General features: G+C 60.0%; 12 protein-coding genes. 7 read left to right on the forward strand and 5 right to left on the reverse strand.

The window, feature by feature from the left end:
• The first annotated feature begins 92 nt into the window (after window positions 1–92).
• Window positions 93–1,595: an exopolyphosphatase gene (gene ppx, locus KW837_RS09665; protein WP_123500426.1), complete on the forward strand. Its 1,503-nt coding sequence runs from the start codon at window positions 93–95 to the stop codon at window positions 1,593–1,595.
• 169 nt (window positions 1,596–1,764) lie between these two features.
• On the opposite strand, the gene ppk1 is transcribed toward ppx, so the two are convergent.
• Both ppk1 and hemB read right to left on the reverse strand, forming a co-directional pair.
• Entirely contained in the window at window positions 1,765–3,987 is a 2,223-nt protein-coding gene (gene ppk1, locus KW837_RS09670) for a polyphosphate kinase 1 (RefSeq protein WP_192344993.1), read from the reverse strand.
• A gap of 18 nt (window positions 3,988–4,005) precedes the next feature.
• Complete coding sequence (hemB, locus tag KW837_RS09675) at window positions 4,006–5,019, reverse strand: porphobilinogen synthase (protein ID WP_007899362.1); 1,014 nt, start codon at window positions 5,017–5,019, stop codon at window positions 4,006–4,008.
• 198 nt (window positions 5,020–5,217) lie between these two features.
• Between hemB and KW837_RS09680 the strand changes: the two genes are divergently transcribed.
• Entirely contained in the window at window positions 5,218–5,850 is a 633-nt protein-coding gene (locus tag KW837_RS09680; RefSeq protein WP_218395372.1) for a DedA family protein, read from the forward strand.
• Here KW837_RS09680 and KW837_RS09685 read toward each other — a convergent pair.
• Window positions 5,831–7,078, reverse strand: coding sequence for a sterol desaturase family protein (locus tag KW837_RS09685; RefSeq protein WP_218395373.1), 1,248 nt, complete (start codon window positions 7,076–7,078; stop codon window positions 5,831–5,833). The two genes, KW837_RS09680 and KW837_RS09685, sit on opposite strands and share 20 nt — an antisense overlap.
• A 114-nt stretch (window positions 7,079–7,192) precedes the next feature.
• Between KW837_RS09685 and elbB the strand changes: the two genes are divergently transcribed.
• A complete protein-coding gene (gene elbB / locus KW837_RS09690) occupies window positions 7,193–7,861 on the forward strand; it encodes an isoprenoid biosynthesis glyoxalase ElbB (RefSeq protein WP_218395374.1) in 669 nt (222 codons plus the stop codon).
• Between the two features lie 116 nt (window positions 7,862–7,977).
• Here the strand turns inward: elbB and KW837_RS09695 are convergent, their stop codons facing one another.
• Both KW837_RS09695 and KW837_RS09700 read right to left on the reverse strand, forming a co-directional pair.
• Window positions 7,978–8,433 carry a YaiI/YqxD family protein gene (locus KW837_RS09695; protein ID WP_063342179.1) on the reverse strand — a complete coding sequence of 152 codons (456 nt, stop codon included), beginning with the start codon at window positions 8,431–8,433 and terminating at the stop codon, window positions 7,978–7,980.
• Window positions 8,434–8,564: 131 nt separating this feature from the next.
• Window positions 8,565–10,463 carry an FTR1 family protein gene (locus KW837_RS09700; RefSeq protein ID WP_218395375.1) on the reverse strand — a complete coding sequence of 633 codons (1,899 nt, stop codon included), beginning with the start codon at window positions 10,461–10,463 and terminating at the stop codon, window positions 8,565–8,567.
• Window positions 10,464–10,780: 317 nt separating this feature from the next.
• Between KW837_RS09700 and KW837_RS09705 the strand changes: the two genes are divergently transcribed.
• Genes KW837_RS09705 through KW837_RS09720 form a run of 4 tightly spaced genes read left to right on the forward strand, consistent with a single transcriptional unit; the run spans window position 10,781 to window position 13,936 of the window.
• Complete coding sequence (locus tag KW837_RS09705; protein ID WP_218395376.1) at window positions 10,781–12,175, forward strand: COG3014 family protein; 1,395 nt, start codon at window positions 10,781–10,783, stop codon at window positions 12,173–12,175.
• A gap of 15 nt (window positions 12,176–12,190) precedes the next feature.
• Window positions 12,191–12,562 (forward strand): YcfL family protein, encoded by a 372-nt coding sequence (locus KW837_RS09710; RefSeq protein WP_007899347.1) that lies wholly within the window; start codon window positions 12,191–12,193, stop codon window positions 12,560–12,562.
• Window positions 12,563–12,601: 39 nt separating this feature from the next.
• Window positions 12,602–13,189: a penicillin-binding protein activator LpoB gene (lpoB, locus tag KW837_RS09715; protein ID WP_123500440.1), complete on the forward strand. Its 588-nt coding sequence runs from the start codon at window positions 12,602–12,604 to the stop codon at window positions 13,187–13,189.
• 3 nt (window positions 13,190–13,192) lie between these two features.
• Window positions 13,193–13,936, forward strand: a complete 744-nt coding sequence (locus KW837_RS09720) for a penicillin-binding protein activator LpoB (protein WP_123500441.1) — start codon at window positions 13,193–13,195, stop codon at window positions 13,934–13,936.
• Window positions 13,937–14,047 lie beyond the last annotated feature (111 nt).

Raw genomic sequence — 14,047 nt, forward strand, 5'->3', positions numbered from 1 at the left:
TAAAAGATCGCAGCCTTCGACAGCGCCTACGCGTTGGCGGCAGCGTTTGATCGTGGCAGGATGTCGAGGTTATCGACCGAGACCCCCTGACCATGCCGCAATCCCAAGCCAAGAATCTGTCCCTGATCGCCGCAATCGACCTGGGCTCCAACAGCTTTCACATGGTCGTGGCCAAGGCCCAGAACGGCGAAATCCGGATTCTCGAACGTCTCGGGGAGAAGGTTCAGCTGGCCGCCGGCATCGACGAAGAGCGCCAACTCAGCGAAGAATCCATGCAGCGCGGGCTCGATTGCCTGAAGCGTTTCGCCCAACTGATCAGCGGTATGCCGCCCGGCACCGTGCGAATCGTCGGCACCAACGCCCTGCGCGAAGCCCGTAACCGCGCCGAATTCATCCACCGCGCCGAAGAAATTCTTGGCCATCCGGTAGAAGTCATCTCTGGCCGTGAAGAAGCGCGCCTGATTTACCTCGGCGTCTCCCACACCCTCGCCGACACGCCGGGCAAGCGCCTGGTGGCCGACATCGGCGGCGGCAGTACCGAATTCATCATCGGCCAGCGCTTCGAGCCGCTGCTGCGCGAAAGCCTGCAAATGGGCTGCGTCAGCTATACCCAGCGCTACTTCAAGGATGGCAAGATCACCCCGGCCCGCTACGCCCAGGCGTACACCGCGGCGCGGCTGGAGATCATGAGCATCGAACACGCCCTGCACCGCCTAACCTGGGATGAAGCCATCGGCTCCTCGGGCACCATTCGCGCCATTGGCCTGGCGCTGAAGGCCGGCGGGCATGGCACTGGCGAAGTGAATGCCGAAGGCCTGGCCTGGCTCAAGCGCAAGCTGTTCAAACTCGGCGATGCCGAGAAAATCGATTTCGAAGGGATCAAGCCCGACCGCCGGGCGATTTTCCCCGCCGGGCTGGCGATTCTCGAAGCGATCTTCGACGCCCTCGAATTGCAACGCATGGACCACTGTGAAGGCGCCCTGCGCGAAGGCGTGCTCTATGACCTGTTGGGCCGTCATCATCATGAAGACGTGCGTGAGCGCACTCTCAGCTCGCTGATGGAGCGTTACCACGTTGATCTGGAACAAGCCGCACGGGTCGAACGCAAGGCGCTGCATGCCTTCGATCAAGTGGCCGAGGATTGGCAGCTGGATGACGGTGTCTGGCGCGAATTGCTGAGCTGGGCCGCCAAGGTCCATGAAGTGGGCCTGGACATTGCCCACTATCAGTACCACAAGCACGGCGCCTACCTGATCGAGCACTCGGACCTGGCCGGATTCTCCCGCGAAGATCAGCAAATGCTCGCGCTACTGGTACGTGGCCACCGACGCAACATTCCCAAGGACAAGTTCGCCGAATTCGGCGACGACGGCATCAAGCTGATTCGTCTGTGCGTGCTACTGCGTTTTGCGATTCTGTTCCATCACATCCGCGGTATCCAGGAAATGCCACAGGTCGTGCTGCACGCCAATGGCGACAGCCTGGACGTGTTGTTCCCGGAACACTGGCTGGACGACAACCAGTTGACCCAGGCCGACTTCGCCCTGGAAGCGGAATGGCTGACTCGCGTCAGCTTCGTCCTTAACGTTCGTTGAAATTGAAAAAGGCCTTCTTCGGAAGGCCTTTTTTTGTGCCCGCGATTCAGCAGACGATGCAAGCCCCATGTGGGAGCGGGCTTGCTCGCGAAGGCGGTGTGTCAGTCAACATCCATGCTGAATGTGCTGCCCCCTTCGCGAGCAAGCCCGCTCCCACAGGTTTTGCGCGTTAACGAACAGCCAGAATCGGGCTACCCAAACGCTCAAGCAAAGTTGCCTGGGCACTGCGCGGGTTCTGGTTGCCGGTCGGCGTGTTGCGGATGTAGCGACCGTCCGACTGCAGGCTCCAGCTGTGGGTGTTATCGGTGAGATAAAGCTCCAGCTCTTTCTTGACCCGCAAAATCAGCTTCTTGCCCTCGACCGGGAAGCAAGTCTCGACGCGCTTGTCGAGGTTGCGCTCCATCCAGTCGGCGCTGGACAGGAACATCTGCTCTTCGCCGCCGTTGAGGAAGTAGAAGACCCGGGTGTGTTCCAGGAAGCGACCGATGATCGAGCGCACATGGATGTTGTGGGAGACCCCGGCGATGCCCGGTCGCAGGCAGCACATGCCGCGCACCACCAGATCGATACGCACCCCGGACTGACTGGCCTTGTACAACGCGCGGATGACCTTCGGGTCGGTCAGCGAGTTGAACTTGGCGATGATGTGCGCCGGTTTGCCGTCGAGGGCGAATTGCGTCTCCCGGGCAATCATATCAAGCATGCCCTTCTTCAACGTGAACGGTGCGTGCAGCAGTTTCTTCATGCGCAGGGTCTTGCCCATACCGATCAGCTGGCTGAACAGTTTGCCGACGTCTTCGCACAAGGCATCGTCGGAGGTCAGCAGGCTGTAGTCGGTATACAGACGGGCGTTGGCCGCGTGATAGTTGCCGGTCCCCAAGTGGGCGTAGCGGACAATCTCGCCAGCCTCGCGACGCAAAATCAGCATCATCTTGGCGTGGGTCTTGAAACCGACCACGCCGTAAATCACCACCGCACCGGCCGCTTGCAGACGGCTGGCCAGTTGCAGGTTGGACTCTTCATCGAACCGCGCGCGTAATTCGATCACTGCCGTCACTTCCTTGCCGTTACGCGCAGCGTCCACCAGTGCATCGACAATCTCGGAGTTGGCGCCGCTTCGATACAACGTCTGGCGTACCGCCAACACATGCGGGTCTTTCGCTGCCTGACGCAGCAAGTCGACCACCGGGGTGAACGACTCGAACGGGTGCAGCAGCAGAATGTCCTGCTTGCTGATCACGCTGAAAATGTTCTCGCTGTTTTGCAGCAGTTTCGGGATCTGCGGGGTGAACGGGTTGTATTGCAGCTCCGGATGACTGTCCAGGCCAGTGATGCTGAACAGCCGGGTCAGGTTGACCGGGCCGTTGACCTGATACAACTCGGTCTCATGCAGGTTGAACTGCTTGAGCAGGTAGTCGGACAAGTGTTTCGGGCAGGTATCGGCAACTTCCAGCCGCACCGCGTCACCGTAGCGGCGGGAGAACAACTCGCCGCGCAGGGCGCGGGCCAGGTCTTCGACATCTTCGGTGTCGACTGCGAGGTCGGCGTTTCGGGTCAGGCGGAACTGGTAGCAGCCCTTGACCTTCATGCCCTGGAACAGGTCATCGGCGTGGGCGTGGATCATCGACGACAGGAACACATAGTTGTCGCCGGGACCGCCGACTTCTTCCGGCACCTTGATGATCCGAGGCAGCAGACGCGGCGCCGGGATAATCGCCAGACCGGAGTCGCGACCGAAGGCGTCGATGCCTTCGAGCTCGACGATGAAGTTCAGGCTCTTGTTCACCAGCAACGGAAACGGGTGCGTCGGGTCGAGGCCGATCGGAGTGATGATCGGGGCGATCTCGTCGCGGAAATAACGACGAACCCAGGTCTTGAGCTTGGTGGTCCAGTAACGGCGACGGATGAAGCGGACCTGATGTTTTTCCAGTTCCGGCAACAGAATGTCATTGAGGATCGCGTATTGGCGATCGACGTGGCCGTGCACCAGTTCACTGATGCGAGCCAGGGCTTGGTGCGGTTGCAGGCCATCGGCGCCAGCCTGTTCGCGAGCGAAGGTGATCTGCTTCTTCAGGCCGGCTACACGAATCTCGAAGAACTCGTCCAGGTTGCTGGAGAAAATCAGCAGAAACTTCAGCCGCTCCAGCAATGGGTAGGACTCATCCAGCGCCTGTTCCAGCACGCGGATGTTGAACTGCAGTTGCGAGAGCTCACGATGGATGTACAGGCTGCTGTCATCCAGGCCGGGAATGGCAATCGCTGGCGCCGCAACAACGGGCTCGGCCACCACCGCGGCAGGAGCAGGCTCCAGCTCCGGCGGGGTTTCGGCGATTGGCTCCACCACAGGTTGAGCGTCTTTTACGGCAACTTCAGTGAGTCCTTCGGTATTCATCGAATGTTCCTGGGAGGGCTATTTTTGCTCTCGTAACAATTGAGCAGCACGGACGGCAAAGTAAGTCAGGATGCCATCAGCGCCTGCACGTTTAAAAGCGGTCAGGGATTCGAGGATAACCCCTTCGCTCAACCAGCCATTCTGGATCGCTGCCATGTGCATGGCGTATTCACCGCTGACCTGATAGACAAAGGTCGGCACTTTAAATTCTTCTTTAACCCGGTAAAGGATATCCAGATACGGCATGCCTGGCTTGACCATGACCATGTCCGCGCCTTCTGACAAGTCCGCCGCCACTTCGTGCAGGGCTTCGTTGCTGTTGGCCGGGTCCATCTGATAGGAGGCCTTGTTGGCCTTGCCCAGGTTCAGCGCCGAACCCACCGCATCGCGGAACGGGCCGTAATAGGCGCTGGCGTACTTGGCCGAATAAGCCATGATCCGCACGTTGACGTGATCGGCCAGCTCCAGCGCTTCGCGGATCGCCTGAATGCGACCGTCCATCATGTCCGAAGGCGCCACCACCTGAGCGCCGGCTTCGGCGTGGGACAGGGCCTGTTTAACCAGTGCGTCGACGGTAATGTCGTTCTGCACGTAGCCTTCTTCGTCGAGAATGCCGTCCTGACCGTGGGTGGTAAACGGGTCCAGGGCGACGTCGGTGATCACCCCCAACTCCGGGAACCGGTCACGCAGGGCTCGGGTGGCGCGCTGGGCGATGCCGTTGGGGTTCCAGGCTTCAGCGGCGTCCAGGGATTTGAGCTCCGGCGGCGTCACCGGGAACAATGCCAGGGCCGGAATCCCCAGCTCAACCCACTTGGCCGCTTCTTCCAGCAACAGGTCGATGGTCAGGCGCTCGACGCCCGGCATCGAGGCCACCGCTTCGCGACGGTTTTCACCGTCCAGCACGAACACCGGCAGGATCAGGTCATCGACGGTCAGTACGTTTTCACGGACCAGTCGACGCGAGAAATCATCACGACGGTTGCGACGCAGGCGGGTTGCAGGAAACAAACGATTGGCGGGGGTAAAGCTCACGGCAGACTCCTGAGCCCGCGCTGGCGGGCGAGCGTGACAGTTATAAGCGGCCATTATGACGAACGGATGACAGTTGTGCTTCAGGAAGCCGCATTCCATTGTCCTTGCAGGAAATGTTCACGTCGAGACACATTTTGACACTTTCCTGAATGTGTCCGAGGGGTTAGGCTGCGCGTTCATTTCGCCAGCACCCAGACAATGCTCCAACAATTTCTTCAGGAATTCGGCTACTTCGCCCTCTTTCTCGGCACGTTCTTCGAAGGCGAAACCATCCTGGTGCTCGCGGGCTTCCTTGCGTTCCGTGGATACATGGACATCAAGGTGGTGATGCTCGTGGCATTCCTCGGCAGTTATGCCGGCGATCAGCTGTGGTATTTCCTGGGACGCAAGCACGGGCGCAAACTGCTGGCGCGCAAACCGCGCTGGCAACTGATGGGCGATCGGGCGCTGGAACATATCCGCAAGCACCCGGACATCTGGGTGCTGAGCTTCCGCTTTGTCTATGGACTGCGCACCGTGATGCCAGTGGCGATCGGCCTGTCGGGCTATCCGCCGGGACGTTACCTGCTGCTCAACGGGATTGGCGCAGCCATCTGGGCCGCCGCGCTGGCTTCCGCCGCCTATCATTTCGGCGCAGTGCTCGAAGGCATGCTGGGCAGCGTCAAGAAGTATGAGCTGTGGGTGCTGGGCGCCCTGCTGGTACTGGGCTTTTGCCTGTGGCTGCGGCGGCGCTTCAAGAATGCCCGTCTGGCGAAGAAGATCTATACCGACGAGCAAGCGTTGAAAGCCGAACAGGCCAAGTCCAGCGAACCTACGACGCCCACCGAGTGAAGCGGTTTCTACAACAGTAGAGACCGATCCCGCTGAGCAGGCTATAACTGAGCAGCCCCACCCAGCCCACCGCGTTGCCCATTACACTGTCCGGCCATAACCCGACCATTGGCGCCAGCCACACCAGCGGCAGGTTCGACGCCAGCCGCAACAACTCCAGCCTCAACGCCTGCGGGCGATTTTCCAGGGCCGCGCCCAGCACAAACAGCCCCAGTGTCACGGCGCCCCAGCCCAACACCAGGGCTGCGGTCGGCAGACTTTGCTCCAGGTTCATCAAGTAACTGCCCAAGGCGATGTAGGCGCAAAATTGCAGCGCCACATACCACTGTTGGCGCCCGTCCAGCGGCACCTCGAATTTGCGGAACTGGCTCAGGTCCGGTTTGTTCATCGGGTACTTGGCCGCCACATCCGCTGGTCGCCAACCGGTGCGCATGAACCAGATCCGCAGCTTGTCCCACCCGTTTTCGGCACGCCGCGCGTCATCCCACAGCTGCGCATAGAACTGCACGTTCGCCCACAACGGATTCCAGCTCGCCAGCGGTGTGGTCACGCCGAAAATCACCGGCTCGTTATCGTCCTCTTCCTGGAACGAGCCAAATAGACGGTCCCAAATAATGAACACCCCGCCGTAGTTGCGATCCATGTAAAGAGCGTTCTGTGCATGGTGAGCCCGATGATTGGACGGCGTGACGAAGACCCATTCGAACCAGCCGAGCTTGGGAATGTGCCGGGTATGCACCCAGAATTGGTACAGCAGATTCAGCGCCGCAACGCTGACGAACACCACGAGTGGAACGCCGAGCACGGCCATGGGCAGGTAGAAAATCCAGCTCAACACAAACCCGGTGCTGGTCTGGCGCAAGGCCGTGGAGAGGTTGTAGTCCTCGCTCTGGTGATGCACCGAGTGGGCGGCCCAGAGGATATTGCGCTCGTGGCCCATGCGGTGCAGCCAGTAGTAGCAGAAGTCGTAGAAGACGAAAGCAAACACCCAGACCCAGACGCTGTCGGCCGAGAGTTCGATCACGGCCAGGTGCTTCAGGGCGAAGGCATAAGTCACCAGACCGACGCCTTTGGTCAACAGACCCGTGGTGGTCGACAGTACGCCGGTGCTGATGCTGTTGATCGCGTCTGCCACGCGGTAATTGCTCACCCCGCGCCAACGGTCGGCCAGCAACTCGACCGCAATCAGCACAAAGAAAAACGGCACCGCATACAGAATGAAGTCCATGACGCGCCCTGATCAGAATCGTTCAGCAGAGATTAGGTGTAGCCGCGTATTAACCCTATGGCAACGAGTGACAAATTAGTGGACATTTAACGCCATGAATCTGGAGAAAAGCCCATGAGCAAAAAAATTGCAGTGATCCTTTCCGGCTGCGGCGTGTACGACGGCGCCGAGATCCACGAAAGCGTGATCACCCTGCTGCGGCTGGACCAGCGCGGCGCCCAGGTGCAGTGTTTCGCACCCGATATCGCGCAGTTGCATGTCATCAACCACCTGACCGGCGAAGAAATGCCCGAGGCGCGCAACGTGCTGGTGGAATCGGCACGGATCGCCCGGGGCAACATCAAGGATATCCGTGAAGCCAGCGTCGATGACTTCGATGCGCTGATCGTTCCCGGCGGATTCGGATCGGCCAAAAATCTGTCGACCTTTGCCGTCGAAGGTGCCGGATGCAGCGTTCAGCCTGACGTCCTGGCGTTGACCGAAGCGTTCGCCGAGGCCGGCAAGCCGGTGGGGCTGATCTGCATCTCGCCGGCCCTGGCGGCCAAGATCTACGGCCCGGGCGTGACCTGCACCATCGGCAACGATGCCGATACCGCCGCCGCGATGAACAAGATGGGCGCTACCCATGCCGAATGTGCAGTGACCGACATCGTCGAAGACAAGGCGCGCAAGCTGGTGAGCACTCCGGCGTACATGCTGGCGCAATCAATCAGCGAGGCTGCTTCCGGCATCAACAAACTGGTCGACCGCGTGCTGGAACTGACCCACGAAAACGACGACTGACACAGTTCAATGTGGGAGCGGGCTTGCTCGCGAAGACTGACTGACATTCAACATTGATGTTGGCTGGTACACCGCTTTCGCGAGCAAGCCCGCTCCCACAGGGTTCAATGCATGGCTCAAGACTTGCGCGACAACCGCGTAAGTATCCGGTCCAGCGCATTGGCGAATGCCTGCTTCTCGCGCTCGCCAAACGGCGCCGGCCCGCCGCTCATCTGGCCCTGCTCGCGCAGATCGGTGAACAGGTTACGCACCGCCAGCCGATCGCCCATGTTCTGCGCATCGAACTCCTTGCCCCGCGGATCCAGCGCCGCCACGCCTTTCTTCACCAACCGGTCCGCAAGCGGCACATCGCTGCAAATTACCAGCTCACCCGGCGCGGCGTGTTCCACCAGGTAATCGTCGGCGGCATCCGGGCCGCTGGGTACTACGATCAACTTCACCAGCGCCAGGCCCGGTTTGATCTGCGGCTGGCCGGCCACCAGCACCACTTCGAACTGGCGCTTGAGGGCGAACTTCACCACCAGATCCTTGGCTGCCCGAGGGCAGGCGTCGGCATCGATCCACACGCGCATTGTTTGTACCTATTCTAAAAAGCTTCGCGGGCAAGCCTCGCTCCTACGGATTTATATCGTTCGCGGAATATGCGCACGACACGGACCTGTAGGAGCGAGGCTTGCCCGCGATTATGAGCGCAGCGAATGCTTTAAGAAACCGACACCCGCCGCTTCTCGGCCATCCGGCTACGGCTGTACAACACGATGATCGCAATGATCGCCACGGCCTGAGCACTCAGCGAATACGCATCAGCGTGGATCCCCAGCCAGTCGAAGTCAAAGAACGGCACCGGCCGCGTGCCGAAGATCCCGGCTTCCTGCAACGCCTTCACGCCATGGCCGGCAAACACCACTGACAATGCGCACAACAGCCCGGCATTGATGCCGAAGAACAACGCCAGCGGCAGTTTCGCCGAGCCGCGCAGAATCACCCAGGCCAGGCCGATCAGCAATACCAGCGCCGTCGCCCCGCCCGCCATTACGGCGTTGTGTCCTGCCGGCCCGGCCTGCAACCACAGGGTTTCGTAAAACAGGATCACTTCGAACAGCTCGCGATACACCGAGAAGAACGCCAGAATCGCAAAGCCGAAACGCCCGCCACCGCTCACCAGGCTGCTCTTGATGTAATCCTGCCAGGCCGCTGCGTGGCGACGGTCATGCATCCACACGCCGAGCCAGAGCACCATGACACTGGCAAACAACGCCGTCGCGCCTTCCAGCAGTTCACGCTGGGCGCCGCTGACGTCGATCACATAAGCCGCCACCGCCCAGGTCGCCAGCCCGGCCAGCAGTGCCAGGCCCCAACCGATGTTGACGCTGCGTACCGCCGATTGCTGACCGGTATTGCGCAGGAATGCGAGGATCGCCGCGAGCACCAGAATCGCTTCCAGACCTTCACGCAGCAGAATCAACAGACCGGAAATGTAGCTCAGCGACCAGCTCAAGCCATCACTGCCCAGCAGGCCAGCGGACTCTTTCAACTTGGCTTTGGCCGCTTCCAGGCGCTGCTCGGCCTGGGCCACCGGCAAGCCATCCTGCAACGACTGACGGTACGCCATCAGGGACTTCTCGGTGTCTTTGCGCACGTTGGCGTCGACGTTGTCCAGAGAGCTTTCGACCAGTTCGAAGCCTTCCAGGTACGCCGCTACCGACAAGTCATAAGCCTGATCGTGATCGCCGGCGCGGTAGGCTGCGATGCTCTTGTCCAGGGTGGCCGCCGTGTAATCAAGCAATTGCCCCGGACCACGCTTGACCTGGGGCGGTTGCGCTCGTTGCGCTCGGAAAGTGGCGGCCGCTTGCGGACCTTCAGCGGCCTGCACCTCGGCTGGCGTCTGACGTGCCAGGTCGGCGATGTTGTAGGTTTTCTCGGATTTGGCCGCAGCCGGATCGGCGCTGAAGCTGGCGATATAGGTCGCCAGGTCCCAACGTTGACGATCATCCAACTGATCGGCGAAGGCCGGCATGTCGGTGCCTTCAACCCCCATGCCCAGCGTGTTGTAGATCGCATAGAGGCTCAGACGGTCCAGTCGCACGGCATCGCGCAGATTGGCCGGCGGTGGCGTCATGCCGACACCCGCCGGACCGTCACCGGCGCCCGCATCGCCATGGCACACCGAGCATTGCTGGGTATACAGCGGCGCGCCGCGAGTCGGGTCTGGAGTGATAACCGGGGCCTGGCTGACCTCATAGGTCACCGCCAGTTTTGCCCCCAGCTGCCGCGCCTGACGGGCAACATCCGCGCCATCCTTGCGAGCGGCGATCGCAGCGCCAAGGCTGTCGACGCCCTGCTCCAGCTCTGCGCGTTCGGGTTTGGCCGGCAAATCGGCGATCAAACCTTGCAGCACTTTCAGGAATTCCTGCTGTTCGCGGTATTCAGACTCATCGATGACGTTGCCCGCCTCCACCGTCGCCGGATAATCGGCGCCAATGTAATCGAGCAAATGCAGGGCCTTGGGCGCACCTTCTGCGGTTTCGGCCAGCGCATTGAAGCTGCAGAACGCGATCATCGGCAGCACGAGCCACGCCAGAAAACGAGAGGAGGCAGTCATGAATAACTCTCAAATGGAAATACGAAGTAACACATTGTTCACTTCCAATCAGTTTCGCTCAAGCTTTGTTGGAATTTCCTGGGAAAACACTGCGGTGCCCGGTCTGAAATAAGTAATGGCACTTTGTGAAAAGATGCGATTAAAAAGCCATTACATGGCCAGCATCCCTGTTTATAATGCCGCGCCGTCGTTATTGCGATATGGCATTTAAGCTCCTCTTTTTATGAGGAATTGGCAGGAGGCCAACAGCCCTGCCGATGGGTCCCAACAGCCCGACCAGCACGCGGCTGCTTAAATTCAGGGAAGACGTACCCCTTATGGCATTCCGTGCCCCCACCTTGATCGCGCTCAGCGCTGTCACGTTGCTTTCCGGCTGCTCGGCCTTTCGTAACTACGATTCGGAACTTGCACAAACCAACCAGCAACTGGCCTCCGGCAACGTCGACGCCGCCTTGACCCTGCTGGAAAAGAACAACACCAGCAAAGACAAAGACCTGCTCTATTACTTCGAGAAGGGCGAACTGCTGCGCGCCAAGGGCGACTTGTCCGGCAGCCAGAACGCCTGGACCAGCGCCGATCAGGTGGTGGGCAAGTGGGAAGACGCGGTCAAGCTCGACACCGACAAGTACCTGGCTCAGTTCGGCAGCTTCCTGGTCAACGACAAGGTTCGTCGCTACGAAGGCTACGACTACGAAAAAGTCATGCTGACCACGCAGATGGCCCTAAACCTGCTGGCGGTGAATGACTTCGATGGCGCGCGCACCGCGATCAAGAAGACTCACGAACGTGAAGCGGTGATTGCCGACCTGCGTGACAAGGAATACCTCAAGAGCGAAGAGCAAGCCGAGAAAGAAGGCGTCAAAACCCAGTACAAGGATCTTCAGGGTTACCCGGTGGCGAGCCTCGACGCGCCGGAAGTGGTCAGCCTGAAAAACAGCTACCAGAGTGCGTTCAGCCATTATCTGGCCGGCTTCGTCTACGAAGCCCTGGGCGAGAAAGATCTGGCGGCACCAGGTTATCGCAAGGCCGCCGAGCTGCGTCCGAACACGCCACTGCTGGAGCAGGCGCTGGTGAATCTCGATAAACCCGCCAAGAACGAGGACAGCGACATCCTGATCGTGGTGCAAAGCGGTCTCGCACCGTCCCGCGACTCGATCCGCATTCCGCTGCCATTGCCTATCAGCAATAACGTGGTGATTACTCCGCTGTCGTTCCCGATCATCAAGCCGGATACCTCCACCGCCGTGTTCGCCCAAATCGGCGTGGACGGTCAGCAGTTGGACCTGACGCAACTCAACAGCACCACTGCCATGTCCCGTCGCGCGCTGCGTGATGACATGCCAGGCATCATTCTGCGCACCACCGTGCGGGCGATCACCCGTGGTGTGGCACAGAAGCAGATCAATGAAACCAACCCGCTGGCGGGTCTTGCAGTCGGCATCACTTCAGCTGTACTCGAAGGCGCCGATACCCGTACGTGGCGCACGCTGCCGGACAACACTCAGGTAGTGCGTCTGCGTTTGAAGAAAGGCGAGCACAGCGTCACGCTGCCGAGCGCCGTGGGCGGTTCGGTGGTCAAGGTCACCGTCGATCAGCGCTTTCAGGTCATCACCCTGCGCGCCGTGGGCAATCAAGTATTCGCCAGCGGCGTGGCTGCGCACGTGATCCCGAGCGCCAACCCGACCGCCGTGGCCAGCCTCAAACAACCTTAAGAACGGAGTCTTTGCATGCGTTTCAAATTCATCGCTGTCGTCGCCCTGGCCTTGCTGGCCGGCTGCGCCACCCCGCCACCGCCAGAGCCAGGGAGCGCGGCCAGCAAGGTCGTGGCCATGGGCAAGCTCAAGAACATCGTGGTCGGCGCCATGCGCGTGGCCCGGGAAAACGGCTTCATGACGGTCAATGCGCAGCTGAGCAACACCAGCTACAACAACAAGACCTTCTACTACCGTTTTGCCTGGCTCGGCCCTGAAGGTTTCCCGGTTGCCGAAGAGGAAACCTGGAAAAGCCAGATGATGTACGGCGAGCAGACCAGTTTCATTCAGGCGATTGCGCCAACCGCCAAAGCCGTGGATTTCCGTCTCGAAATCAAAACGCCTTAAGCCCGACACCCTATTCGTTCAGTTTTAGAGAGCATTCCCATGTTTGCACGCTTTTCGTTCATCGCCGTCATCGCCCTCCTGGCCAGCGGTTGCGCCAACACTTCGCCAACGCTTGGCAGCAAAAACATCAGCTACGGTGACACCAAGGCCGTGGAAACCGTGACCAACGAGTTCGGTTCCACCGACCTGCAGATGATCGCCGAATCCATGACCCGCTCCCTGGCCCAGTCCGGCATCCTGCAAGGCCGTCCGGTGGTTCAGGTCTACGACGTGAAGAACAAGACCAGCGAGTACATCGATACCCGGGAAATCACCACCAGCATCAAGACCCAACTGATGAAGTCCGGCACTGCCCGCTTCGCCAGCGACAACACCGCCATGCAAAGCCAGGTTGACCAGCTCAAGCTGCAAAACCAGAGCGGTTTGTACAAGAAAAGTACCGTGGCCAAGACGGGCAACATGATCGCCGCCCAATACCGTCTTGAAGGTTCGATCAGCTCGATCGTCAAGCGCAGTAGCGATTACAAGGACGTCTTCTACAAATTCAGCCTGCAATTGATCGACGTTGAAAGCGGTCTGGCCGAGTGGATGGACGAAAAAGAGATCCGCAAAACCACGGAGCGTTAATCGATGCGCACATGGATTGGCATGATGGCCCTGGCTTGCGCGTTCAGCGTGCAAGCGGCCCCGAAAGTCGCGGTGACGGATCTGGCGTATCAGGAGCGAGTGGAGCAATACATCCACATCGTTTCGGCACAGAGCAACCACAGCCAGAGTTACTACGGCGCCAGCGGCTCTTCGAGTTACAACGAGATCGAAGCGACCAGCAGCTACATCGAGCAAGGCGAGCTGCGTAAATTCACCGGCGACATCAAGGGCGAGATTCTGCGCACCGGCATGTTCCAGCTGGTGCAGGGCACGCCTTACACAGCATCGTCCAAGGGTGACGTGTATGACGTGATCAAGCGGATCAAGGCCGGCAGCTTCAAGGGTGCCGACTACGTGCTGTTCGGCACCGTGTCAGACATCGACTTCACCCGCGACATGAACGAGCTGGCCAACACCGATAGCTATTCGGCGGTGCTGGGGCTGACGCTGGTGGCGGACTTCAGCCTGATCAACACCAAGACCTTTGAGATCACCTCGGCTTTCACGGCGATGGGCGAAGGTCAGGACACCAAACTGGTGAATGGTCGGGACATCAAGATCTCGCTGAACCGTCCACGGGTGGTACGTGACGTGTCCAAGGCGCTGGGTGAGGATGTGGCTGCGCAATTGAGCCAACAACTCGGTGGCGGTGGTTACGAGCAGCCGGGGCAAGCGCCGTTGCGCAATAATCTGCCGCAGGATACGGCGCCGGTGATTCTGCGCTGATATTTCAGTAGGTACCTGTGGCCAAGGGACTTGCCTGTGGCGAGGGAGCTTGCTCCCGTTGGGCCGCGTAGCGGCCCCAAAACCATTCCTCCGGTAGTGTCAGGCAAACCG

This window comes from Pseudomonas sp. PDM24 (assembly GCF_019218905.1).
Taxonomy (GTDB): Bacteria; Pseudomonadota; Gammaproteobacteria; order Pseudomonadales; family Pseudomonadaceae; genus Aquipseudomonas.

Bases quoted from the DNA above. Each gene is read 5' to 3' on its own strand.
- elbB (WP_218395374.1), top strand. From the start codon at position 7,193: ATGAGCAAAAAAATTGCAGTGATCCTTTCCGGCTGCGGCGTGTACGAC.
- ppk1 (WP_192344993.1), bottom strand. From the start codon at position 3,987: ATGAATACCGAAGGACTCACTGAAGTTGCCGTAAAAGACGCTCAACCT.
- lpoB (WP_123500440.1), top strand. From the start codon at position 12,602: ATGTTTGCACGCTTTTCGTTCATCGCCGTCATCGCCCTCCTGGCCAGC.
- KW837_RS09680 (WP_218395372.1), top strand. From the start codon at position 5,218: ATGCTCCAACAATTTCTTCAGGAATTCGGCTACTTCGCCCTCTTTCTC.
- KW837_RS09685 (WP_218395373.1), bottom strand. From the start codon at position 7,078: ATGGACTTCATTCTGTATGCGGTGCCGTTTTTCTTTGTGCTGATTGCG.
- KW837_RS09720 (WP_123500441.1), top strand. From the start codon at position 13,193: ATGCGCACATGGATTGGCATGATGGCCCTGGCTTGCGCGTTCAGCGTG.
- KW837_RS09710 (WP_007899347.1), top strand. From the start codon at position 12,191: ATGCGTTTCAAATTCATCGCTGTCGTCGCCCTGGCCTTGCTGGCCGGC.
- KW837_RS09700 (WP_218395375.1), bottom strand. From the start codon at position 10,463: ATGACTGCCTCCTCTCGTTTTCTGGCGTGGCTCGTGCTGCCGATGATC.
- KW837_RS09705 (WP_218395376.1), top strand. From the start codon at position 10,781: ATGGCATTCCGTGCCCCCACCTTGATCGCGCTCAGCGCTGTCACGTTG.
- KW837_RS09695 (WP_063342179.1), bottom strand. From the start codon at position 8,433: ATGCGCGTGTGGATCGATGCCGACGCCTGCCCTCGGGCAGCCAAGGAT.
- ppx (WP_123500426.1), top strand. From the start codon at position 93: ATGCCGCAATCCCAAGCCAAGAATCTGTCCCTGATCGCCGCAATCGAC.